This is a genomic window from Nitrospiria bacterium, from assembly GCA_035498035.1.
Classification (GTDB): Bacteria; Nitrospirota; Nitrospiria; order JACQBZ01; family JACQBZ01; genus JACQBZ01.
In genome coordinates, this window is record DATKAN010000049.1 from 1 (window position 1) to 22,031 (window position 22,031).

At 57.5% G+C, this 22,031-nt stretch carries 25 protein-coding genes and 1 riboswitch; of the genes, 3 read left to right on the plus strand and 22 right to left on the minus strand.

Annotation, left to right across the window (positions count from 1 at the left end; genetic code table 11):
* From VMN77_09855 to VMN77_09905, 11 genes are all read right to left on the minus strand, one after another.
* Positions 1–745, minus strand: a 745-nt coding sequence (locus tag VMN77_09855; protein ID HTN44084.1) for a phosphomethylpyrimidine synthase ThiC, incomplete at its 3' end; no start/stop codon positions are given.
* 76 nt (positions 746–821) lie between these two features.
* Positions 822–925: riboswitch (TPP riboswitch) on the minus strand.
* Between the two features lie 131 nt (positions 926–1,056).
* Positions 1,057–4,002 (minus strand): CARDB domain-containing protein, encoded by a 2,946-nt coding sequence (locus VMN77_09860; protein HTN44085.1) that lies wholly within the window; start codon positions 4,000–4,002, stop codon positions 1,057–1,059.
* Positions 4,003–4,454: 452 nt separating this feature from the next.
* A complete protein-coding gene (locus VMN77_09865; protein ID HTN44086.1) occupies positions 4,455–5,216 on the minus strand; it encodes a hypothetical protein in 762 nt (253 codons plus the stop codon).
* A gap of 62 nt (positions 5,217–5,278) precedes the next feature.
* Entirely contained in the window at positions 5,279–6,070 is a 792-nt protein-coding gene (locus tag VMN77_09870; protein HTN44087.1) for an ABC transporter permease, read from the minus strand.
* Positions 6,071–6,259: 189 nt separating this feature from the next.
* The gene (locus tag VMN77_09875) at positions 6,260–6,997 is read right to left on the minus strand and encodes an ABC transporter ATP-binding protein (GenBank protein ID HTN44088.1); all 738 of its coding nucleotides are present in this window, start codon (positions 6,995–6,997) and stop codon (positions 6,260–6,262) included.
* Between the two features lie 21 nt (positions 6,998–7,018).
* Positions 7,019–7,489 carry a hypothetical protein gene (locus VMN77_09880; protein ID HTN44089.1) on the minus strand — a complete coding sequence of 157 codons (471 nt, stop codon included), beginning with the start codon at positions 7,487–7,489 and terminating at the stop codon, positions 7,019–7,021.
* A gap of 118 nt (positions 7,490–7,607) precedes the next feature.
* Entirely contained in the window at positions 7,608–7,922 is a 315-nt protein-coding gene (locus VMN77_09885; protein HTN44090.1) for a co-chaperone GroES, read from the minus strand.
* A gap of 71 nt (positions 7,923–7,993) precedes the next feature.
* Positions 7,994–8,440, minus strand: coding sequence for a cupredoxin domain-containing protein (locus VMN77_09890; GenBank protein ID HTN44091.1), 447 nt, complete (start codon positions 8,438–8,440; stop codon positions 7,994–7,996).
* Positions 8,441–8,538: 98 nt separating this feature from the next.
* Positions 8,539–9,000 carry a YbhB/YbcL family Raf kinase inhibitor-like protein gene (locus VMN77_09895; GenBank protein HTN44092.1) on the minus strand — a complete coding sequence of 154 codons (462 nt, stop codon included), beginning with the start codon at positions 8,998–9,000 and terminating at the stop codon, positions 8,539–8,541.
* A gap of 68 nt (positions 9,001–9,068) precedes the next feature.
* Complete coding sequence (locus tag VMN77_09900; protein ID HTN44093.1) at positions 9,069–9,437, minus strand: hypothetical protein; 369 nt, start codon at positions 9,435–9,437, stop codon at positions 9,069–9,071.
* Between the two features lie 7 nt (positions 9,438–9,444).
* Complete coding sequence (locus VMN77_09905) at positions 9,445–9,837, minus strand: hypothetical protein (protein HTN44094.1); 393 nt, start codon at positions 9,835–9,837, stop codon at positions 9,445–9,447.
* A gap of 286 nt (positions 9,838–10,123) precedes the next feature.
* On the opposite strand from VMN77_09905, the gene VMN77_09910 reads away from it, so the two are divergent.
* Positions 10,124–10,723, plus strand: coding sequence for a DnaJ domain-containing protein (locus VMN77_09910; GenBank protein HTN44095.1), 600 nt, complete (start codon positions 10,124–10,126; stop codon positions 10,721–10,723).
* A gap of 36 nt (positions 10,724–10,759) precedes the next feature.
* Here VMN77_09910 and VMN77_09915 read toward each other — a convergent pair whose 3' ends face one another.
* Positions 10,760–11,164, minus strand: coding sequence for a tetratricopeptide repeat protein (locus VMN77_09915; protein HTN44096.1), 405 nt, complete (start codon positions 11,162–11,164; stop codon positions 10,760–10,762).
* A 167-nt stretch (positions 11,165–11,331) separates the two neighbouring features.
* On the opposite strand from VMN77_09915, the gene VMN77_09920 reads away from it, so the two are divergent.
* Both VMN77_09920 and VMN77_09925 read left to right on the plus strand, forming a co-directional pair.
* Entirely contained in the window at positions 11,332–11,601 is a 270-nt protein-coding gene (locus VMN77_09920; GenBank protein ID HTN44097.1) for a hypothetical protein, read from the plus strand.
* Positions 11,602–11,663: 62 nt separating this feature from the next.
* The gene (locus VMN77_09925; protein HTN44098.1) at positions 11,664–11,861 is read left to right on the plus strand and encodes a hypothetical protein; all 198 of its coding nucleotides are present in this window, start codon (positions 11,664–11,666) and stop codon (positions 11,859–11,861) included.
* A 5-nt stretch (positions 11,862–11,866) separates the two neighbouring features.
* Here VMN77_09925 and VMN77_09930 read toward each other — a convergent pair whose 3' ends face one another.
* The 10 genes from VMN77_09930 to aroC all read right to left on the minus strand — a co-directional run bounded on the left by VMN77_09930 (position 11,867) and on the right by aroC (position 22,007).
* Positions 11,867–12,001: a hypothetical protein gene (locus tag VMN77_09930; protein ID HTN44099.1), complete on the minus strand. Its 135-nt coding sequence runs from the start codon at positions 11,999–12,001 to the stop codon at positions 11,867–11,869.
* A 64-nt stretch (positions 12,002–12,065) separates the two neighbouring features.
* Positions 12,066–12,995 (minus strand): thioredoxin domain-containing protein, encoded by a 930-nt coding sequence (locus VMN77_09935; protein ID HTN44100.1) that lies wholly within the window; start codon positions 12,993–12,995, stop codon positions 12,066–12,068.
* 1 nt (position 12,996) lies between these two features.
* Positions 12,997–13,335, minus strand: a complete 339-nt coding sequence (locus VMN77_09940; GenBank protein HTN44101.1) for a thioredoxin domain-containing protein — start codon at positions 13,333–13,335, stop codon at positions 12,997–12,999.
* A 73-nt stretch (positions 13,336–13,408) separates the two neighbouring features.
* Entirely contained in the window at positions 13,409–13,870 is a 462-nt protein-coding gene (locus VMN77_09945) for a peroxiredoxin (GenBank protein ID HTN44102.1), read from the minus strand.
* Between the two features lie 267 nt (positions 13,871–14,137).
* Complete coding sequence (locus VMN77_09950) at positions 14,138–14,860, minus strand: hypothetical protein (protein HTN44103.1); 723 nt, start codon at positions 14,858–14,860, stop codon at positions 14,138–14,140.
* 196 nt (positions 14,861–15,056) lie between these two features.
* Entirely contained in the window at positions 15,057–16,805 is a 1,749-nt protein-coding gene (locus tag VMN77_09955) for an NAD+ synthase (protein ID HTN44104.1), read from the minus strand.
* A gap of 149 nt (positions 16,806–16,954) precedes the next feature.
* Positions 16,955–18,214 (minus strand): GAF and ANTAR domain-containing protein, encoded by a 1,260-nt coding sequence (locus VMN77_09960; GenBank protein ID HTN44105.1) that lies wholly within the window; start codon positions 18,212–18,214, stop codon positions 16,955–16,957.
* A gap of 285 nt (positions 18,215–18,499) precedes the next feature.
* On the minus strand, positions 18,500–19,042 hold the full coding sequence (locus tag VMN77_09965; protein ID HTN44106.1) for a hypothetical protein: 543 nt from the start codon (positions 19,040–19,042) through the stop codon (positions 18,500–18,502).
* 26 nt (positions 19,043–19,068) lie between these two features.
* Positions 19,069–20,667, minus strand: coding sequence for a 3-dehydroquinate synthase (gene aroB, locus VMN77_09970; protein ID HTN44107.1), 1,599 nt, complete (start codon positions 20,665–20,667; stop codon positions 19,069–19,071).
* Between the two features lie 176 nt (positions 20,668–20,843).
* A complete protein-coding gene (gene aroC, locus VMN77_09975; GenBank protein HTN44108.1) occupies positions 20,844–22,007 on the minus strand; it encodes a chorismate synthase in 1,164 nt (387 codons plus the stop codon).
* Positions 22,008–22,031 lie beyond the last annotated feature (24 nt).

Below are 22,031 nucleotides of genomic sequence, written 5' to 3' on the forward strand. Positions count from 1 at the left end.
CGATGTTGGCGTTGATCTTGACCAGGAAATTCCGGCCGATGATCATCGGCTCCAGCTCCGGATGATTGATGTTGGCCGGGATGATCGCCCTTCCCCTCGCGACCTCGTCGCGCACGAACTCGGGGGTGATGACGGAAGGGATCGCAGCGCCCCAGGACTGGCCCGGATGAAGAGCCACGCCTTTTCCATGGCTCCGGTAGTCGTCCCGCATCATCTCCCTCGCCTGATTCTCGCGGATCGCGATGAATTCCATCTCAGGAGTGATGATCCCCTTTCGTGCATAATGCATCTGGGTGACGTTTTCTCCGGGCTGGGCGCGAAGCGGCTTTCGAACGTTCGGGAAGCGGACGGAATCGAGCCTGGAATCGCCTGCGCGGCGCCGGCCGTATTCGGACGAAACCTCGGTCAGCGCTTCCACGTCTCCCCGTCCCACAATCCAGTTGCGGCGAAGCGGCGGAAGACCGGCCCGGATGTCGATCGTTGCAGCGGGGTCGGTATAAGGACCGGACGTATCGTAAACGACGGCGGGCGGATTTTCCTCGACGGAACCGTCCCTAAACGCGCGTGTCGGTGTCAGCCGGATTTCCCGCATCGGGACGCGAACGCCGGACTGTGAACCCTCGACATAAATTTTGCGCGAAACCGGGAAGGGCGCAGTGGTCAGTTTTATTTCATCCGAACCGTTTCCATTCCCGGGAATCGCATTGACGGCGTCTCCACCGCCTTTCTTCAAGTTGGTTTTCATATCCGGCGCGTCCTTTCTATGATTAATAGTCTCACACAAACAAAAAACCGCACCAGAATCGGGTGCGGTTCTAAGGAATCAAGCCATTTCGCTTCCCTTCGCTGGCATTATCCAGAGCAGGTTCAAAGGGTCGCCGCCGATGCGGTCTCTCAGCCCTTCCGGGCGCCCCTCGCGTATATGGTAGGATTATAGGATGGTGATCAAAGCTTAGTCAATCGAAACTTTTTAAGCCTATTTTTTCTCCTTCACGGCGTAACCGTAATGATAGTCCGAAGCCACTCGTGCCTTGATCCCTCTGGCCTCCTCTCGCCCTACGGCACGGTGATCTGGGAGCCGGAGCAGAGCGTGTTGTTCCCCTCATCTGTCTCGACCACCTGATTTAACGAATCAGCGATCGTGCACACGTAGTAATCTCCTGACGGGGTTGTGCCGGGAACTGTCAGACTGGTGGTACCCGGACTTGAAGCCCCCGTCCCCAGCGAACTCACCACCGGCGTTGTTGTGATCGCCACATCCTGGGTACTCCCGTCGGCGTTGACCGAAAGGTAAAAGCCGATCCGAAACGCCCCGCTTGCAGCCCCCGAGTTGTTCACCGTGGTCGTTACCGACAGCGTCCCACCTTTAGTCGCCGTCCCCGAATTCGGCGTCACGTCGGTCATGCTCAGATCCGGAAGGGTCACCTGGATCGTCCCACCCGTGCACAGGCTGTTGTTCCCCTCATCCCCCTCGGGTAAAGTATGTCCGCTATCGGCCTCCGCACAGACATAGTACGTTCCTAATGCCGTGGTGGAAGGTATTGTTAACGTGGTCGAGGCGGCACTGGTGGCGCCGGCTCCCAAGGAGCTCAACGTCCGCGTGGCCGTGATCGCCACATCGTGGCTCACCCCGTCCGTGGAAAGGTAAAAGCCGATCTTAAAGCTGCCGGCCGAGAAGCCGCCTTGGTTCTTCACGCTGTTGGATAGGGATAGCATCTTGTCCGGGGCGATCACGGTCGTAGCAGTCGACACGGCCGTCATGACCAAATCAGCCTTCGGCAGCGTGACCGTACCCGTACTGCACAGGGCGTTGTTCGCCTCATTTGTCTCAGCCACCTGATTGACCGAATCGGCCATGGCGCAAAGATTATAGGTACCGCCCGGTACAATTGATGGAATCGGAAGGTTGGTTGTTGCGGTATTGGAAGCCCCCGCTCCAAGCGATATCACCACACGAATCGTCGGGATCACGACATCGTCCCCGTTCCCATAGATATTATCGGTGGAAAGATGATAGGCAATCCTAAAGACTCCGCTCGATGTCCCTTGGTTGCTCACCGTGTCGGTCACCGACAGAGTGCCCCCTTGGTTAGCAATCGAAGCATTGGGCGATATTGACGTCATCGTCAGGTCAGGCTGGTTCGGCACCGTTATCACCACCACGTCATCGGGACTGCCGGCGAGTCCCTTTGCATCGGTCACGACCAGGCGGACCATGTAAATGCCGGGAAGATCGGCCGGGAACGACGGATTCACCGCGGTCGGATTGGTCAGGGTGGGCGCGCTGCCGACCGGTTTCGAGATGATGGTCCAGGCGTAGGTGAGCGGATAATTGCCGTCTGGGTCCGTGCTGCCGCTGCCATCCAGCGTGACCGTGTTGCCCGGGTACACGGATTGGTCGGGCCCGGCATTCGCCACGGGTATCAAATTGGTCCAGGCAAGATTGGAGGTGTAGGTTATATTGCAGCGGCGATCATTCAAGGTGAGATACACATACTCCGGGGGCGCCACGCCCTTCGGCTCCGCAAACCACAGGGCATCTTTCAGCAAGGATGCGGAATTGAGCGAGCAGAATCCATAGACATACGTTTTCTCCTGGCTGTAGATATTCGCCCAGGTGCGCGAAGCGTTGGTATTCAGGCCGCAGGCGGGAAGATCCGGCGCGGCCGCAAACAAGTCATCCGGGAACGCCGACCAGTTGGCTACCCCCAACTGATAGCGGCTGAATTCCGCTCCGTCGACCGTCACATCTTCCTTGCCCGTCACGCTGAGATCCGGGGGCGGCAAAGCGGGATAGCAGCCAGCGGCCTCACAGGCATCGCCCACTCCGTCGCCGTCAGCGTCGGCTTGGTCCGGATTGGCAACCATCGGACAGTTGTCGACGGCGGTGCACACGGTGTCGCCGTCGACGTCCCCGCCGAGCGCGGCGCAGGGGTCCGGCGGGACGAAGACGAGGTCCGTGACGTAGATGTCCTCGTTGCCTCCGCGCGTGTCGACGTAGGCCACCGACGCGCCGAACACGTCGTCGAGGTACTGGTCGGCCGGGTCGGTGGTCACCTGGAAGGTCTCGCCGGTGGAGAGCCGGTAGACGAAGATGTCGAGGTTGCCGGTGAGGTTCGACTCGTAGGCGATGAGGTCACCGTCGATGGTCGGGTGGTAGTTCCCGGCGCCGTTGTCCGCGATGACGCGCTCCTCGGCGGTGTCCATGTTGCGGGCCACGATGCGGGTGCTCGCGACGCCCTTGTCCTGGGCCATCCAGACCACCCAGGGGCCGCTCGTGGAGATCTCCGTCTCATTAGTGTTCGGCGAGGCCGTCAAGGTGACGGGAACCCCCGCGGTGAGGTCGTAGGCCGCGGCCTCATAGGACGTCGTTCCTCGCTCCGACCAGACGACGAACCGGTCGCCGATCTCGACGTTGTAGGTCGGCGGGGTGGGGCCGCCGATGACCTCGGCGGTCTTGCTCGTTCCCAGCCAGGTCAGGTCGAACAGCATGACCTGCGTCGCGCTGGCACCGCCCTCACGCCACACCACCTTGGTGCCACTGATGCGCGGCTCCAGGATGATGGTCGCGCTCCCCAGCGGCCACCGGAGCGTGGTCGAGATCTGGTACACCATGATGCGTCCGGAGACCGAGGTCGTGCTGACGTACTCGGTGTAGACGATGTAGTCGCCGCTCACGTCGTTGAGCTGGTTGTCCTGCGCGCCGCTCGTGACCTGCACGGGCGCGCCGAACGGCGCGCCGCCCGCTAGCCGCTGGTACCAGATGTCGCCCTTGCCGAAGGAGTTGTCGGGCAGCCGCTCTCTCTTCGTGTAGACGACGAGCTCACCGAGCCCGTCGAGGCCGAGCCGGGGCGTCGTCTCCCAGCTCGTGCCGGGCGTCACCGCGTACTCGTGCGTCTGCAGCGTGTCCGCGAATGCGAGACCGGCAACTGCGAACCCAAAGGTGAAGCTACACAAAAATGAGAAGAAAAAGAGCCTGATCATACCGTCGCGCAGCTTCATGGGAGCCTCCTTATCAAGGTTGGATAGCAATGGGGTAATCGTGTCGTAACGAAATGGTTCCCGCCTTCATTTAACTATGTTGAGGCGCCATGTCCCGATCTGCTCGTAAAACATTGCCAAAAATACAAAAGCCTTCCTCCGAACCCCAGCTCAGAAGAAGGCTTGCTTTGTTAAACCGATTACCGACCCGCCATGGAGCGTACACGGATTCCGCCGCTAGAGAAGTCTAAACACCGCATCATGGCTAATCACAGGTGGCCCAATGAAACCTGTGCGGGGTGCTTGGCTTCTAAGATAAGCGTTCTTTTCAGCTTATGGAGAAAATTTGAGAACTGAACGGACTGACTTCAACATATTTTATGGAGAATGTCAACTACCCAAAAGTGGCATATATTGGGGTCTTTGGCGTATTCATGTACGATGGAACGGCATCAACGGAGGTCGTTTCTTTGTCACTGCACCAAGATCCATGTAAGCCGCTCGCCGTAGAACTCGGCCTGGATCTTATCGCCTTTTTTAAGATCCGACTTGGTCAGGACCTTGTCGCCCTTCATAATCATGCTGCCCTCGTCCAGAATGATCTGGATCGGCCCCTGCTCCTTGGTGTTCAGCGAGACGAGGTTCAAGGTGGGATGAACTCCGGTCACGGTTCCGTTCAGGCGTTGACTTCCGTTGGTCGTACCCCGCCAGATGGCGCTCAGGTTGATTTCGCGGATCGGATTTCCGTCCTTGGGCGTCTCCCCGGATGTTTTGAAGAATAGACGGTTTCCGAGGCGGGGGCACGGGACGCCTTCGACGGAAATATATTTATAGACCCATACCACGTACTGGGTACCCGGTTCCAGGGGATCCTCCGGCGTAATGACCATCTGAGCTCCGTGCCACTGCACTGTCCCCCCTACGCCCGATTCGCTGGTGAGCAGCCGGCCGAGCTTGTAGCGGCCTCCGGCGATATTGACCGCGTTCAGAAAGGGCCTGAAATCGTAAGGGGCCGTCGAGGGCTTGCCGGTTTTGGGATCGGTATAAGGGATCATATCGACGGCGCGATCGAGCGCCAGCACGATGGGCGCCTTGGGATCGTGCGCCGCCACATTCATATTCGCGCCGACCATGATGATCGGGGGCGTTGGACAGCCCGTCGCCGCCCAGGCCGTATCCAGAACGGACAACAGGAACATTCCGATTAAAAATCCTCGTATCAGGAACTGCTTCATCGATGGCACCTCCTTTAGGGCGGATAATTTAGCACAACGCACCGAAGCGTCTAAAACAAAATTTACTCCCCCGCCCGGACCAGAAGCCCCTTCATCTTGACCACCCGAAACATCCCGTTAAAAAACAGGACGGCGGCCGTAATGTAAACGACATTGAGACCGGTGGCCCACACCAACTCATGGACCGGGAAGGTCTTTGTTTCGATCACCGCCCTCATTCCCTCGAACACATGGGAGGCCGGGATGCCGGTCGCGATCGTCTGAAGGAAAGGCGGAAGGACCGTTACGGGATAGAAAACAGCCGAGACCGGCTGGAACAAGAACGCCAAGCCCCACGCGAGGACTTCGGCCTCCTGTCCGAAACGAAGGATGATCGCCGTGGTGAAGATTCCGATCGCCCAACCTGTCGCGACCAGATTGATCGCAAAGGGAATCAGCGAAACGCCAATCATGAAAAGGTTGAACGAATAGAGCAGGTAGGCCAGTCCGACCGTCACAAAAGCAGCCCCGAGGACCTTGATGACGCTGACCAGCATCGTGGCCGACAGGAATTCCCCCACCCGCAGCGGGCTGACGAAAAGGTTGAGGAGATTCCGGGACCAGATCTCCTCGAGGAACGAGATGCAGATACCCTGCTGGGCGCGGAACAGGATGTCCCAGAGAATGAGCGCGCCGAGAAAAAAGGCGACGAAGGCCGGAAGCCCTTCTTTGTATCGGGCGAGGTACAACGTGATGAAGCCCCAGACCAACAGATCCAGCAGCGGCCAGTAGACGATCTCCATGATCCGCTGCGGGCTGCGTTTGTACAGCATGAGGTGGCGGTTCACGACGGCCAGGATGCGATGCAGCTTCATAGGTCATCCCTTAAGAAGGCCCGAAGCGGAGGTGTGGAAGAATGGGTCATGCGCCCGAAATTGATAAAAAGGAAAATCCACCGGCCGGCATGTCGTAACGGCGACCTGCCGGCCCAAGGAGAATCTGTGCTAATCCCAAAACCGCTCATCGCATAGGACCCATTCTGGAATCCCTCCGCGAAGGCCTTTTCACAGACCCGCTTTACCACGGGCCACCTTCAGAAATACCTCTTCGAGATCCTCGCCCTGGAAACGATTCAGGATCTCGGCGGGCGTACCGGTCGAGATGATCCGGCCCTTGTTCAGGAAAATGATCCGGTCCGACATCTCCTCCATCTCTTTCATGTTGTGCGACGTATAGAGAATCGTCAGGCCCGACTCGGCGCGGATGGACTTGAGCAGGGAACGCGTCTTGTCCGCGATATCGGGATCCAGGCTGGCCGTCGGCTCATCCAGGAAAAGGATCTTCGGATCGTTCAGGAGCGCTTTGACGAGGGAGACCCGGGTGAGCTGTCCCGTCGACAATTTCCGGGTCACGGTATCCCGAAGGTGGGAGATCTCGAATACCGACAGTAGATGTTCGATCTTCTCGCGGGCGTTCCGGACCTGATAGAGCTGGGCGAATACCCGGAGATTCTCCCCGACGGTCAGGGATTGGGGCAGAGAAACATAGGTCGAAGAAAAATTAACCCGGCCCAGGATCTCTTCGCGGTGGCGGCCCAGTTCGAGACCGAAGATCCGGATCTGGCCGCCGGTCGGCGTCGTTACGCCCAGGAGCATCTGGATGGTCGTGGTCTTTCCGGCGCCGTTGGGGCCGAGGATCCCGAGGATCTCGCCCTGGTAAATTTCGAAGGAGATTCCGTCAACCGCGGTGACGCGTTCGAATCGCTTGGTGAGGTTCCGGACTTCTACGACGGTTTGCGGCATGGAGTGTGATCGAGCCGGGGCTTATTTCTTTCGTCCGAAGATCTTGGCGTTCTCCCGCTCGTCATCCGAGAGAATCCGCTGCCAGTCCCTTTTCTTCCGCGGCGCCTTCCGGAAGGCCTCAAAAATCCCTTTGGCCAGTTCGACGCGGTCGACCCCGGGCGGCGCCACCTGGATATCCATTTGCGCCATGGTCAGGTCGAAATCGGTGTCGAGCATCGTCTCCGGGTCCATGCCGTACTCCTGAAGGGTCTGCCGGATCACGCCCGCGTCGACGCCGAAGCGCCGCGCCACGTCGTGTATATTGGCCGGCCGGTAGGACTTATCCGGCGCAATGGCCAGATGATAGGCGCAAAACAGATCAAAGGGATCGATCCCCGACTTGGGTCCGGAGGGTCGCTGCGCGGGTCCTCCGCCGCGTTCGGGTCTTCCGCGATCCACCGAAGGCCGACGGCCCCCGCGCTCCCGATACGATCCGTCCTGACGATGTCTCAAGAAACCCCCTTCTGTGTTCCAGGGACTCGCATCCCCCCGCCGTTCACACATTCGAACGTTCCGGTTTTGCCACTCACGATTTATGTTTCCCGATCCGCTTGCATGGTCCCCCGGGAATCTACTGGAAGCATCCTAGGATGCTCTCCTCCCGGACCAGGACGAACTCTTCACCGTCCACGTCCACCTTGGTCACACCGTACTTCTCGTACAGGACATGATCCCCCGGTTTGACCACCGTGGGCACAAATTTCTTCTCGATCACTTTTCCCTTTTTGTCCCGTTCCTCTTTAAAATGACCACTGCCGACGGCCAGCACCTCCCCTTCCTGGGGTTTTTCCTTGGCCACGTCCGGGATGATGATCCCGCCGGCGGTCTTCTCCTTTTCCGATTTGGGTCGTATCAAGGCCCAGTCATTCAACGGTCGTATCTTCATTGGAGTCTCCTTTTAATCGCCTTTTTACAGGGGAGATAAGCCTCGCGCCTGCCTAATCAACGGGCACGAGATCAATTCACCGGGGCCTCGCGCACCTCCAAGGTCCCCACCATTCCTTTTTCCTTATGGCTCTCGAAAAACAGGAGCTTCTTGTCGCAATAGAATTCCGTTTTCCCGGCGCCCGTGGGAGTGAATTGGACCGTCACGGTCTTGCCCGCCGGGACCTCCTGGCTCACATTGATGCCCAGCTCCGGAGCTTTGATCACAAAATTATGCGGAACGATGATCGTCACGCTCTTCAGCGTGAGCTCTACCGAATGGCCCACAGGGACAATCAAACGGTCCGGTTTATAGGAATACGAATCCACCACGATCTCCGCGCGCGCAACCCCATCGGCGCCGATGGGAATAACCTCCGCGGGGGGCGACGGTTGATTGACCGACGTTTCCGCAGCGGCGCCCGGCGATACGGCCGCCAGAAAATAGATTCCTATCACCGCGCAGGTCGCTCTTCGCATGAGACCGCAACATTGAAGGTTCGAAGTCGGGTTGGCTTAATTTTATTCCCAACGGCGATGATCTGTCAATCGCGCATCTATTCTTCTCAAAAATCGCCTCACCGTTTGTACGTCCCCATTACCTGGGCCTCGACAAGAATGTGGTTCTTCATGGCGTCGAGGATTTGCGGTTTGGTCGCCCGAGGCGGCAACCCGATCTTTTTGTCCAGGGCGTACAACTTGAAAAAATAGCGGTGGGGCTTTCCCGGAGGCGGACACGGACCGCCGTAGCCGACACGCCGGAAATCGTTCAGTCCCTGCCGGGTCCCGTCCGGAAGGGTCTCCTGCTTAGGAAACCCTTCGGGCAAACCGCGCGCCTCGGCCGGAAGGTCGTACACCACCCAGTGGACCCAGGTCCCCATCGGGGCGTCCGGATCGTCGGCGATCAGGGCGAAGCTCTTCGTCCCCGCTGGCGGATCGGTCCATGCCAGGGCCACGGAGAGGTCCGACCCCTCGCAGGTATATTTCTTCGGAATGGGCTGACCCGGTTCAAACGCGGAGCTCTTGATCTCGAAAGCCATGGTCTCCCCTCCTCCGTTCATCCCCAAAATGGGGACGAGACACAGCCACCCGGCGGCGATTCCGGGCCTCAAGGCTTTGCGCCTTTGTAATAGATGCTGAATACGAGGTCGTCCCCGTCCTCCTTGGCCGTGACCTGCGCTTCTCCGAACTGTTTTTTGGCCGGGATATCGCGCACGAACTGGTCCCGGTCGGCCTGGGTGAAATAGCCCTTCGGGGTCGCAATCTCCCAGGTTTTTTCCAATCCCTTGGGCCCGTACAGCTCGGCGTACACCTTGCTCCAGGTTTTTTCACGCGTCTCCGAAGATTCGGCGGCGGGTGGCCGGGCTTCCTCCGCCGGGTGACGGTACTTGGAGCGCTGGGGGTTGGTGTAAAGGGTCAGATAGGCCATCACCGCCAAGAGGCAGAACATCAGGATCCAAAAACCGGCCGCTTTCATCTAAGACTCACCTTCCGCAGTGGACCTTTAAATAGTCCCGGGCGTGCTCGGCCTTGGTCGGCTCGATCGCATCCGGCGGGGCGATCTCTAAAAAACGTTGAAACTCACCGCAAGCCTCCGTCACGCGTCCGAGCTTCTCGTTGGCCCAGGCCGTCATGAAGACCGGGGTGTAAATCAGCGACCGGTCCCGGATCTGGTAGTCCTTGGCCAGCGCGGCCGCCTTCCGGAACTCCACGATCGCCTCATCGAATTCGGCCTCGGACATCGCGATCATCCCCTGACGGTTGTGTTCGTAAGCCTCCTCTTCGGATTGGGCCATCACGCAGGGTCCGGGGCTCGTGATGGCCAGGAAGAGGACCAGGGCCGCAAGGGGTATTTTATTTTTTCCCAATGGACTCACAAAGGGCTTTTTGGGCAAACCGGGGACCATTGAGGCAACGTACCAAGTTGCCTGAAAAATGTCAAGAAAGTCTGCCGGGGCAAACTATTTTATTCAATTAAACCGGTGCGTTTAGTATAATGTAATGGCCGATCGGGAAACCCGCGGGTCTCTACGAATCAGCGGGCAACGCGAGCGAGAGGGGGAGGACTTCGGCGAGCTCAGTCGAGCCGCTCCATGCGGCTCTGCCAATGGAGGGGGCGACGCGAGCCCCTGCAAACAGCGTCATCTACGCGGACGGTGTTCGATGGGCCAAGACTACGACCATTTAAAAGCCATGGAGCTCCGTAAAAAGCTCCGGGACCGCTTGGGAGACCTGCAAAGCCGCGTCGAGAAAAGCTCGTCCGAGGCCTTTGAACAGGTGTTCCACGAGCGGATGGACACGTACTTTGCCCAACAGGAACGCCTTGAAGAGATGGAACTGCTGCTGGCCCAGCTCATCGGCGAAATCGATCAGGCGTGCGTCTTGGACGATCTTAAAAAACTTTCGGCACGACTCAACTTCCTGGAAGAACATTTCGAAGAGATCGACAGCCAGTTATACAACCGGCCGATGCGCCGCCGGAACCGTTTCAACCTGTTTGACTTCCTCCGTCAGTGGGAAACCAACAACTCGCCGGACGCCCGACCCGAGATCGGAAGCGAGGCCGAAGCCTATCGGGAGCTGGGCATGGAGCCGGGTTCGAGCATGAGGTCGATCACGGCCGCCTTCCGCCGTCTGGTGAAAGAGCTTCACCCCGACCGGCGGGGCGGGGACCGCAGCACCGAACCGAAATTAAGAAGACTGGTCGCGGCCTACGAGCTCATCAAAAAAAAGTCGGCCGACCGTCAGCCCTTTTCCCGGTAGGGGCGAGGCATGCCTCGCCCCTACCTACCGGATCAATCATAGATGCTTCTTTAAAATTTCATTATCGGCGATCTTGGGATTATTCGGCGCCAATTCCTTGGCCGTCTTGAACTGTTCGGCCGCCTCCTGATGGTTTCCCATCTGATCCAGAACCAGGCCGAGATTAAAATGCGCCTCGGCCATGTTCGACGACAGGGCAATGGCGTCTCGGAAAGAACCGGCCGCTATATCCCAGTGTTCCTGCTTTAAATGCCCGACGCCTTCGTCATTCTTCGCGGCCGCTTCTTTATTCGGGAAATCCTTCGGGGCATCGAGGGCCATACCAACCACCGGACTTTGCTGCGTTCCGCCTCCCGGGGGAGAACCATAGCAGGATGCCATTCCGAATAATAAGACCACACCGAGCCAGACGTTTAAATACCTGCGACATTCTCTTTTCATGGGCCACCTCCCTTCTGTCATCCTTATACTCCTCATTCGGCCTTTTATGCAAGCAACCCTCGAAAACGGCATTTATTCTCATCCGGCCTGACTTTCTGTTATAATAGGTTCGTCATGAGATACCAGCTTCGAGAAGCCGATTTCCCCCGCCGGAGGAGGATTCTTCCATGAAGGGTCTTCAGTTTGAATGGATCGGGAACCGGCATTATAGCGCGATTTTTCATTTTGGAGAAAGTTTTGTGCCGGTGGAGGATGAAATTCTGAGGCACCTTTCGAAACAATCCGAGGCCGCATCCGAAACGTTTCTGGAGGAGGTCGTCGAACGAATCGGAAGAAATCCCTATCTGAAAAAACGAATCCGCGCGGCGGCCGCCGAAGGCGATCCCCACACTCAGGTCGCGGCCATGAAGGCGTTTTTACTTAAACATAAATTTTAAGATAATTATATATCTTATTTTTAAATAATAACTTATTTATTATTAGGATCGAGGACAAGGAGGTGGCGATGAGTAAAAATCCAAAACCGCACAAAGCCGCGGACGAAACGAAAAAGAAAACTCCGAATAAAAAACCGATCGCCATCCCTCTCCCCATCGTTGCCAATGATGAAACGACCATGGATGAGGAGATGAGCGATCTGTTCAATGAGGACAAGGTAAAGCACGAACACGGACATTCAGAGCCGGAGAGAGATTAAGGGCTTCAGTAGCCGGAACCCCGTTTCATGAGGCCGTACAGGGCCACCAGAATAATCGCCACCGTCCCTACGGCCAGGATGATCCGTATAATAAAATTCACCTTCTCCATTCGGCTGGGCTTTTCGGACGGATCGTCCATGAAGACCTCCTTTCCATAAGGGGCTCGCGTCGCCCCCATCCCGCTCGTCCCGGTCGCGGACGATCTATTTTGCATTCAGATATTGTTCGAGGCTTTCGAGGGACTGCACCCCGGCTACAAACTCCCCATTGAGCAGAAAAGTCGGCGTAGAGCTCACCCCGATCTTTCGGGCATCCGCCATATCCTTCTGGACTCGGGGAGCCTGCTCCGCATTATCATAACAGGTCAAGAACCGCTTTTTTTCGAGCCCTTGTTGCTGGGCCAACTGTCCGATTTGTTCCCGAAGTTGGGCGGCGTCCCGAATCGGCGGGTCCGAGAAGAAACGGTCATGGAAAGACCAGAAAGCCTCGGCTTTTTGAACGCGGGCGCACTCGGAGGCCACGGCCATCCGGTAGGAGAGCGGATGGATTTGGGTTATCGGCATGTGTTTATAATAGATCACGACGTCTTGAGGATATTTTTTAAGCAACTCCCCGATCGGTAATGTGGCCTGCTTACAATACGGACATTGAAAATCGGAAAACTCGACGATCACCAACTTCCCTCCCGGATGGCCACGGGGAACCCGGTCCGCCATATCAAGATCCTTGATATCGTAATGGACCGGTTTGGGCTCTCCAACCTGCTTTTCGGTCAGGTTCTCCCGCGTCGACAGGTCGAAGACCTGCCCGAGGAATATTTTATTGCCGGACAGGTAGACCAGCCCGTTCTGACGCTTGCCGTTCATCTCCAGTACGAAGCGGACCTGTTGCAGCCCCGGAACGGGCGAGGGCTCGGCCTCGTGTATGACCGTCAGGGAGACGACCGGTTGCTTGGCCGTCAATGTCTTTAAAAATGTTTCGATGGCATCGTAGTCCACGGCCGGGGCGCCTTGGCCGGAGGCCTCGGCGATCCCGAACCCGTTCAGACGGACCGGCGCGAGGGATCCGAACGGCGCAACGGCCAGACACAAGGCGGCGATCAGGAAACCGCCGAAGGAAAGGCCGATCGTCATTCTACAGGAGATATTTCTTGATCGCGGCATCCAATTCCTCGGAGCTCAGCTTGTGATCTTCCTCATGGACAAGCCGGCCGGCCTTGTAGAAATGGGTCGTGGGAAAGGTTTCGAAGCGGTATTTCCGTTTGATTTCCCGACAGGCTCCCGGAACGTGAAGCAAGGCGACCCCCCATCGAATCCGTCCCTCGTAGCGCTGCATCGCCTGGGCCACGATCGGCAGGAACTCCTCGCATTTCTCGCAATTCGCGATCTTGAAAAGGATGAGCGCGGCCGGGGCCGCGAGATAATCCGGATAATTTTCGTCCGTCACGCGTTCGGGTTGGAGCTCAATGGCCATATCGGTCTATTCCCCGTAATAAAATTGGGGTAGAGAAGACTCTCTACCCCAATCATTATATCAGAATCCGATCTTAGCTCAAAGATTTCAGCGCGGTCAGGATCTCGTTGTCGTCACGCGCCGTCAGGATTTCCTGGACCTTGACGAACTTCACCGTTCCCTGTTTGTCCACGACCACCGTCGCGCGTTTCGTGATGAACTTGTCGTCCAGCCACATGCCGTATTTCTTGGCCACGTCCCCGCTCATGTCCGAGAGCAGGCGGTGCTTGAGCCCGAGCGCCTCCTGCCAGGCCTTGTGCGAGTAGACGCTGTCGCGGCTGATGCCCAGAACTTCGGTGCTCGCCGACTGGAATTTCGGAAAATCGTCGTTCAGGCACTTGTTCTCCGTCGTGCAGACCGGACTCCAATCGAGAGGATAAAAGGCCAGCACCACGTTCTTCTTACCCTTGTAGTCGCTCAATTTGACGTCTTTCTGATCCTGGTCCTTCAACGTAAAATCGGGCGCCGTCGCCCCCACTTTAATCTCTGCGGCCATCGCGCTACCTCCTCCTCATGGGCTAATGGTAATAACGGCCCCGTGTCCCAAAACTCCTCGAGGCCGCCGGTTTAATTTTGTTTCAGAATAATACAGCCGAAGAGGCTTGGTCAACAGAAAACGCGATTGGGCTCATGACTTCAATGATACGGGACATCTGCCATGAACTGGGCGGCTTCAGTCCCACTACGCGGGTCGGTCAAACTGGGGGAGGATCCACTTGGCCCCTTTGCACAACCAGCCCTTAATATGTCCATTAGCTCATTATTAAGGAACACTGTCGTACACATAAGCGACACCTTTTATAAATTGTATAGTGGGAATTTGTACTGTCCTACCTGCCACTTTAATCCCATTAACGGTAAGGGAAAACTCGGTCTCTGGAGGCGGAGGAGCTGCATCAAAGCTCAGCCAGATACACGCCATCTCTCCTTGGACAATTTGAATCGTATGGATCGGCCGAGCCATTTCTTGAAGCGGGAAATTGTTTTTCCGAACACAGCGCGTAATTCCTAATCTCGAAGCTCTTATAGAACGAAGGTCTGAAGGCATAATCATGCGCTTCGGCGTGTAATCCTGTCCAGCTAAGTGAAGAGTTAATTGTGAGGGATCTACCAGAACCTCTCCGATTGAACGACTTAAGGCTATTTCAATTAGAAATGGTGAGCTGGCTGACTGATCATTCTGGCCAAATCGTTCAGCTTCCGGGTATACCCGGTTGAATGGAACAGGGATAAAAAGAAACCAGGAGTTTATTTTGGACACTAGTCGGGCATTGAGTGGCTTAATTGAAAGCAGAAATTCTGGAAGGTCTATGAGATTAAGCTGCTGTTGTAAAGAACTATTTCTTGCAAAAGCAAGACCTGTCCCTTCAAGATTAGGGATGCTAGCATTGTACTTTTGAGAATACGTACATCCGCTCTCAAAGAAACTTACCAGGGCCAGCAGTACAATTACGCCCTGCCGTATCAGCTCCTCACATCTATTCATCCCGAAGAATGTGCAGTCATCGATATCTGCCCTGGTCAACAGCTAATGGTGCAGAAGGGAATTCATGAACCGATGCCCCAATAGTCACCAATGCTGCTGGGAAATAGTTTGGAGCATTTCCCTGTGATGGGGTCAAGTCTGCTCTTGGCTCATCTTTGGTGATGATTACTGATCTATTCAAATCGTCGAGCCAACGTTATTTCCCCTGGATTTCCTTGTACTGGTTCGTGATCGGGATGCGGCGGTCGCGGCCGAAGGCGCGGGGGGTGATCTTGATGCCGATCGGGGCCTGGCGGCGCTTGTACTCGCTCGCGTCCACCATTTTTATCACTTTCTCGACGGTTCGCCGGTCGTGGCCCATCGAGACCAGTTCCTCGAACCCGATATCCTCCTCGACATAGGCCAGGACGATCGGGTCCAGGACGGGATAAGGCGGCAGTGTGTCCTGGTCCGTCTGGCCGGGCTTCAGCTCGGCGGTGGGCGGACGCTTGAAGATCCGGAGCGGAATGATCGCCCGCTTCTCCAGGGAGTTGCGATGGTTGGCCAGCTCGTAGACCAGGGTTTTAGGAACGTCCTTGATCACGGCAAACCCCCCGGCCATGTCGCCGTAGAGCGTCGCGTACCCGACGCTCATCTCGCTCTTGTTGCCGGTGGTCAGGACCAGCCAGCCGAACTTGTTCGAGAAGGCCATCAGGATGTTTCCCCGGATCCGGGCCTGAAGGTTCTCTTCCGTGGTATCGGTCGCACGGCCCTTGAACTCTTTCGCAAACAGCTTGAGATAGGCTTGAAACACCTCCTTGATGGAGACGACCAGGAGCTTGATCCCCAGCGCCTTCGCGAGGAGTTGGCTGTCCTCCAGGCTCATGGCGGAAGTATACTGGGACGGCATCAAGACCCCGACCACGTTGTCCTTTCCGAGCGCGTCCACCGCGATCAGGGCGGTCAGGGCGGAATCGATCCCCCCGCTGATTCCGATCACCACCTTCGTGAAGCCGTTTTTCGCCACATAATCCTTGACGCCCAGCGTAAGGGCCCGGTAGATTTCCATCAACGGATGGATCGGCTCATAGGGCCTCGGATGAAGCGGCCGTTTCCGGGTCGCTTCAACGCGACCCGGCAGGATAAACCGTTTGACGGACGGCTTCTCGGCCATGTAGGCCAGCTTCTTCTGCCGCCGGCGCGGATCGTGGAGGCGCGATCGAAACACCCCGTCGATATTCAGGTCGGCCAGGATCAGCTCCTCCTCGAAGGGGCGGCCGTGGGCGATCCCCTGCCCGTTTTGGTCCAGGATCACGCTCTGACCGTCGAACACCAGCTCGTCCTGACCGCCGACCATGTTCGCGTACGCCACGATGACGCCGTAGTCCCGCGCCCGGGTGGCCAGCATCTCTTCCCGGAATTTCGTTTTCCCCCGGTGATACGGAGAGGCGTTGATGGTCACGATCACCTCGGCGTCGCCGTTCAGCGCCTGTGTCAGCGCGGGGCCTTCCGGGTGCCAGAGGTCCTCGCAGATGTTGACGCCGACCGCCACGTTCCGGAGCACGATCACGGGACATTCCGTCCCGGCCTGAAAATACCGGTTTTCATCGAAGACGCCGTAATTGGGAAGGTGGATCTTGTGGTAGATCGTGACCAGGGCGCCGTCATGGATGAGGGCCGCCCCGTTGTAAATATCCTCCTGGCGGTCCACCATGCCCACGACCGCCGTGATGCCCTTGGTCTGCTTGATGACCCGTTGAAGGGCCTCGAGATTGTCCTGGGAAAACTGGGGTTTTAACAGGAGGTCTTCGGGAGGATATCCGGGGATGGCCATTTCGGGAAAGGCGACGAGATCGGCCTCCAGCGCCTTCGCCTTCTCGATATACTCGCAAATCTTCTCGGTATTGCCCTCCAGATCTCCGACGGTGCTGTTGATCTGGGCCAATGCAATACGTAATGTGCGCATCTTCCCCCCTTTTTTATAGGGGCTCGCGTCGCCCCCTCCGCCGGCAAAGCCGGACGGAGCCTCCCCCTCTCGCTCGCCGTGCTCGCTGGGTTGATTTTCGCAGGCGGCACGATCCGGTGGTGCGTTTGATTACTCCGCCCATATCAAACTCATCTTATTTCACTGGCCAGAATGATGGCCTCGGCGATCTCCTTCATGCTTTTTCGGGTGTTCATGCTCTGGCGCTGGATGATGCGAAAGGCTTCCTCCTCGGCGATCCGCTTCTCCCGCATCAGGACGCCCTTGGCGCGCTCCACGACCTTGCGGTTTTCAAGCGCCTCCTGCATTTCGTTCGACCGGCGAAGGAGCTTCGTGTTCTCGATGGCCACGGCCGACTGGTTGGCGACGGCCTGGAGGATTTTGATCTCCTCGTCGTAAAACTTGTGTTCATGAGAGGTGTAGCTGTTGATCACCCCCACCGCGCGGTCCCTGATCATCATCGGGACCGAGAGCAGCGACCGGAGCCCTTCCTTGCGGGCCAGATCGCCGTACATGTAGCCCGGCTCGCGTGTGACGTCCGGGACGGCGATCGGCCGCCGCTCCTGCACCGCCCGGCCGCTGATGCTTTGACCCACCTTCAGATTCGGCTTCTTCCGGTACTCCTCGCTCAGGCTCTGGGTCGCGACGATCTCCAGCTCCTGCTTGTCTTCATCCAGAAGCATGATCGAGCAGATGGTCGAATTCATCATTTCGGCCGTCATGGCGACGATCAACTGGAGGATCTCCTTCAAATAGCGGTTGGAGGCGATCGTCTTGCTCACCTGCGAGAGGGTCTCGATCTGCATCGCCTTTTTTTTCATCTCCTCGTACAGCCGGGCGTTCTCGATCGCCCCGCCGACCTGATGGCCGATCGTCGTCAGAAGGGCCAGCTCGCTCGCCGAGTGATGATGCGGCCGCTTGTGCTGGACGTTGATCACGCCGATCACCTCATTCTTGGAGATCACCGGGATTGAAAGAAAGGCATGGAAGCGATCCTCGGGAAGATGCTGAAAAACTCTGAACCGGGGGTCGTCGCTCGCGTTCCTGGCGATCGCCACGAGTTTGCGCTCCCGCGCCACCCATCCGGTGATCCCCTCCCCCAGCTCAAGCCGGATGCGGCCGATCAGTTTTGGATGCGGGTTCTTGGTCGCGCGGAGGATCAGTTCCTTATTCCGGTCGTCATAGAGATACAACAGGCAGGCGTCCGCTTGCGTCACCTGGACTACAATATCGATGATCTGCTTCAACACATCATCCAGATCCAGATTGCAGCTGATCGATTCGCTGATCTGCCGCAGAAGGTCCAGCTCGCGTGTCTTCTCGGCCAGGGACCCTTTGAGCTGGGCGATCCTTTCTTTTTCAGTCTTCGGTCGGCTTGATTTTGTAATCATTGGTTTAGTCGAGAACGGCTATATTGAGGAGTGAATATACCACAAATCGGGATTAAATCCAAGGAGGATAAACGCAAAACTATAACTATATAAATATTAAATATTACAATATGTTATAATAAATATCTAATCTTTAACATAAGTCATTAGGAAACTGGAGGGCAGCGGGGACTCGGGGATGTCCAGGAAAATGCGGACCGGGAAAAGGGAGATTTGGGGTCTGATAGAATTAAATCCGGGAGGTAGAACGGAATATCGGATTCCGTCTTGGCGCTCCCGTAGGCTTTAAGGACAATTGTCGGGTGGATTTTGTGTCCCGCCTTTAACGGTAATGTTCACAGTCCATACCTTCGATGCGCTTCCGATTGATGCAGTGACCGTTCCGGTGTAATCTTCGTCTGGACCGGCCTTGGTAGGGGTACCGGTGAGATCTGAACGGCACGGTGGAACAAACCAAACGGCATACACATCCTTGGGTGAAAGCCCTCGTTCATCCGTATTGGTATTAAAAGAAAATGGGTCGGAAGAGCTAAGGGGGTTTCCACTTCTATCCGTGAGCATGAATACCTGACCTCCCGCAAAGAATGAGATGTGCACGTTCGGAACCGGAGTTTTTCCATCGGGAGCGAGGACTTGAAATCCAAGGGGACCGGAGGTGATATCATTAAACCCCGGACTTGCAACGTAGGTAACCGTCGTGTCATCCGGACCCACAACCGTGGCCCCTTGAATCGCGTCATCCGCTCCGCAACTTAGCAGGAGGAATGCAAGCCCGCCGAACCCTATGCAGGCTGCCATCATTCTGACCATTGGTTTGATCCCGAACACCTTCGACCTCCTTTGGTAGACTCCGCCTAACCGATGAATTCCCCGCCTTCTTCCAGGCTTTTCAATGCTTGAGCGACTATTTTCTCCTCGGCCGGTCGAACGACAACCTGCCCGATCTTTACGGGCAACACAAAATGCATCCTGCCGCCGGAAACCTTCTTGTCCAGCTTCATTATCTTAATTATATCGGCCGGCTTGATTTTGGGCAAGGCGACCGGAAGCCCCGCCCTTTTGAGGAGCTCGATCTGACGCCGCGCGCTCGGGACATCCATTAGGCCGAGCCGGACGGAAAGCTGAGCGGCGAAGGCGATCCCGATCGAGACGGCCTCGCCGTGAAGATAGGTCCTGTAGTTCGTGGCGGTTTCCAGCGCGTGTCCAAGTGTATGCCCGTAGTTGAGGATCTTTCTCAATCCGCCTTCCCGCTCGTCTTTCTGAACCACCTCCGCCTTGATGGCGCAGGATCGTCGAATGGCATGGGTCAGGGCCGCCGGCTCCAATTTCAGGATCTTGTCGATATTGTCTTCCAGATAGGAAAAGAATCCTTCATCCTGGATCACGCCGTACTTGATCACTTCGGCAAGACCCGAGACGAATTCGCGCCGGTTGAGCGTTTTTAATACCCCGGTATCGATCCAGACCAGTTTCGGTTGATAAAAGGCGCCGATCAGATTTTTCCCGTGGGCGTGATCCACCCCGGTTTTTCCACCGATGCTGGCATCCACCTGCGCCGCCAGCGTGGTCGGAACCTGGATGAACCCGATGCCGCGCAGGAATGTCGCGGCCGCAAACCCGGCCAGATCGCCGATCACGCCGCCGCCCAGGGCCAGAAGGGTCGAGCTCCGCTCAAACGATCTTCGGATCAGCTCATCGTATACGCGGGAAACCGACCGGAGATTCTTGTGTTGTTCGCCGTCGGGCAGGGTGACCACGGCGACTTCAAAGCCGGCCTTTCGCAGGCTTCGCGTCACGACGGACCCGTAGAGGCGGCCCACCCGTGGATTCGTAATCACCCCGACTTTCCCCTTGAGCCCCAGCGAGACCAAGCGCTCGCCGATCCGGGGCAGGATCCCGTCTCCGATCTCGATCGAATAGCTTCGCTCGGCGAGATCGACCCGGATCGGACCCGTCTCCGAGACGATATCCCGGATCATTCTCGCCACCTGGTCCGGAGTCTTGTGGGTGGTGTCGATCCGGTAGTCGGAAAGGAGATAATACGGCCGTCGGGTTTTCAACAGTTGCCGGACGCGCTCCGAGCGCCGCCCGTGCTGTAGCAGCGGACGCTCCGACCCCGCCGTCCGGGCAAGGATCGCATCGGGGGTGGCCTCCAGACCGATCAGGACGCCGTTGCGCTGCAGACGTCGGAGGTTTACAGGGTCCGTCACAACCCCGCCTCCGGTCGCGATCACGCAGGATTTCCTGTTGGCCAACTCCGCCACGACTTCTCTCTCCCGTTTTCTGAAATGGGCCTCGCCGGACTCTTTAAAAATCTCCGGAATGGTCCGGCCCTCCCGTTCCTGTATCCGAAGATCGGTATCCTCGAAGTCCCAGCCGAGCTCCCCGGCCAGCCGTTTACCGACCTCGCTTTTGCCCGTGCCCATAAAACCCACCAGGATGATATTTCTCATTCATCTTTTATCAGTGGGGGCCCGTGCGGGTTACACTGAGGAATCCGGCCGCCTCACCGACTCGGCGGCGTTCGTCCCCGGCGCTCCTTACCCGTCGCGCCACGAACCCTCCGATGCCCCCACACCCCGCGCTCGGACGGGCGGAGCCCGATCCTCGCTTATTATTTACTTTTCGTTCACCATTCCTTGACATACTGCTGGTAGCCGTCGAAATTTCGTTTCATCTCAAGGAGGCTGTCGCCCCCGAATTTCTCGATCATGGCGGAGGCCAGCTCAAATGCCACCACCGCCTCGCCGATGACGCCCGCGGCCGGCACGGTGCAGATATCGGATCGCTCCACCGTCGCCTCAAATGGCTCCTTGCTCTTGATGTCGACGCTTTTCAAGGGCGAATAGAGCGTGGAGATCGGCTTCATCGCCACGCGGAGCACGATGGGTTGGCCATTGGTCACCCCCCCTTCGAGTCCGCCCGCATTGTTGGTTTTTCGGTAAAATCCCCCGGCGGCCTCGTCATAAAAAATTTCATCGTGAACTTCCGATCCGAAGCGCCGGGCGGCCTCAAACCCCATGCCGATCTCGACCCCTTTCATGGCCTGTATGCTCATCAACGCGAAGGCCAGCCGGGCGCTCAGCCGCCGGTCCCACTGAGCGTAGCTTCCGAGACCGATCGGGATATTGTCGGCGATCACCTCGAACACCCCGCCCAAGGTATCCCCTTTTTCCTTGGCCTCGCGGATCTTCTCGATCATCATCCCCGCCGCGGAGGCATCGGCGCAGCGGACCTCGGACTCCTCCGCCGCCTTCCGGATCTGCTCGAGGCTCAAGCGGCTCGTTTCGGCCTGAACGCCTCCGATTTCCCGAACATGGCTCACCAGGGTGATCCGGAACTGACTCAGCAGGGCCTTGGCCACCGCGCCGATCGCAACCCGGATGGCCGTCTCTCGGGCGCTGGCCTTCTCGAGCACATTCCGGATATCGGTATGGGCATATTTGATCGCCCCGACCAGATCGGCATGACCCGGTCTCGGTTTCGTCACCACGCGCTGGGTCGCCGGATCGCCCGGTTCGACCGCCATGATCTCCTGCCAATTCTTCCAGTCCTTATTGGCGATCTGCAGGCCGACCGGGCTGCCCAAGGTCAGGCCCTTGCGGACGCCCGAGACAAATTCAACCTGATCCTGCTCGATCTTCATCCTTCCACCCCGGCCGTATCCTTTCTGACGACGGGCAAGATCCAGATTGACAACCGCTTCGCTCAAGGGAACACCCGACGGCATCCCTTCCACGATGGCCAAAAGGAGTTTGCCGTGCGATTCGCCACCGTTGAGATATCGGAGCATCAGTCCATACGCCGCTGAAACCAG

Excerpts from the sequence above, each read along its gene's own strand:
- VMN77_09860 (HTN44085.1), bottom strand. The coding sequence starts at position 4,002 with ATGAAGCTGCGCGACGGTATGATCAGGCTCTTTTTCTTCTCATTTTTG.
- VMN77_09865 (HTN44086.1), bottom strand. The coding sequence starts at position 5,216 with ATGAAGCAGTTCCTGATACGAGGATTTTTAATCGGAATGTTCCTGTTG.
- VMN77_09870 (HTN44087.1), bottom strand. The coding sequence starts at position 6,070 with ATGAAGCTGCATCGCATCCTGGCCGTCGTGAACCGCCACCTCATGCTG.
- VMN77_09875 (HTN44088.1), bottom strand. The coding sequence starts at position 6,997 with ATGCCGCAAACCGTCGTAGAAGTCCGGAACCTCACCAAGCGATTCGAA.
- VMN77_09885 (HTN44090.1), bottom strand. The coding sequence starts at position 7,922 with ATGAAGATACGACCGTTGAATGACTGGGCCTTGATACGACCCAAATCG.
- VMN77_09890 (HTN44091.1), bottom strand. The coding sequence starts at position 8,440 with ATGCGAAGAGCGACCTGCGCGGTGATAGGAATCTATTTTCTGGCGGCC.
- VMN77_09895 (HTN44092.1), bottom strand. The coding sequence starts at position 9,000 with ATGGCTTTCGAGATCAAGAGCTCCGCGTTTGAACCGGGTCAGCCCATT.
- VMN77_09900 (HTN44093.1), bottom strand. The coding sequence starts at position 9,437 with ATGAAAGCGGCCGGTTTTTGGATCCTGATGTTCTGCCTCTTGGCGGTG.
- VMN77_09910 (HTN44095.1), top strand. The coding sequence starts at position 10,124 with ATGGGCCAAGACTACGACCATTTAAAAGCCATGGAGCTCCGTAAAAAG.
- VMN77_09915 (HTN44096.1), bottom strand. The coding sequence starts at position 11,164 with ATGAAAAGAGAATGTCGCAGGTATTTAAACGTCTGGCTCGGTGTGGTC.
- VMN77_09920 (HTN44097.1), top strand. The coding sequence starts at position 11,332 with ATGAAGGGTCTTCAGTTTGAATGGATCGGGAACCGGCATTATAGCGCG.
- VMN77_09930 (HTN44099.1), bottom strand. The coding sequence starts at position 12,001 with ATGGACGATCCGTCCGAAAAGCCCAGCCGAATGGAGAAGGTGAATTTT.
- VMN77_09935 (HTN44100.1), bottom strand. The coding sequence starts at position 12,995 with ATGACGATCGGCCTTTCCTTCGGCGGTTTCCTGATCGCCGCCTTGTGT.
- VMN77_09940 (HTN44101.1), bottom strand. The coding sequence starts at position 13,335 with ATGGCCATTGAGCTCCAACCCGAACGCGTGACGGACGAAAATTATCCG.
- VMN77_09945 (HTN44102.1), bottom strand. The coding sequence starts at position 13,870 with ATGGCCGCAGAGATTAAAGTGGGGGCGACGGCGCCCGATTTTACGTTG.
- VMN77_09950 (HTN44103.1), bottom strand. The coding sequence starts at position 14,860 with ATGAATAGATGTGAGGAGCTGATACGGCAGGGCGTAATTGTACTGCTG.
- VMN77_09955 (HTN44104.1), bottom strand. The coding sequence starts at position 16,805 with ATGCGCACATTACGTATTGCATTGGCCCAGATCAACAGCACCGTCGGA.
- VMN77_09960 (HTN44105.1), bottom strand. The coding sequence starts at position 18,214 with ATGATTACAAAATCAAGCCGACCGAAGACTGAAAAAGAAAGGATCGCC.
- aroB (HTN44107.1), bottom strand. The coding sequence starts at position 20,667 with ATGAGAAATATCATCCTGGTGGGTTTTATGGGCACGGGCAAAAGCGAG.
- aroC (HTN44108.1), bottom strand. The coding sequence starts at position 22,007 with ATGCTCCGATATCTCAACGGTGGCGAATCGCACGGCAAACTCCTTTTG.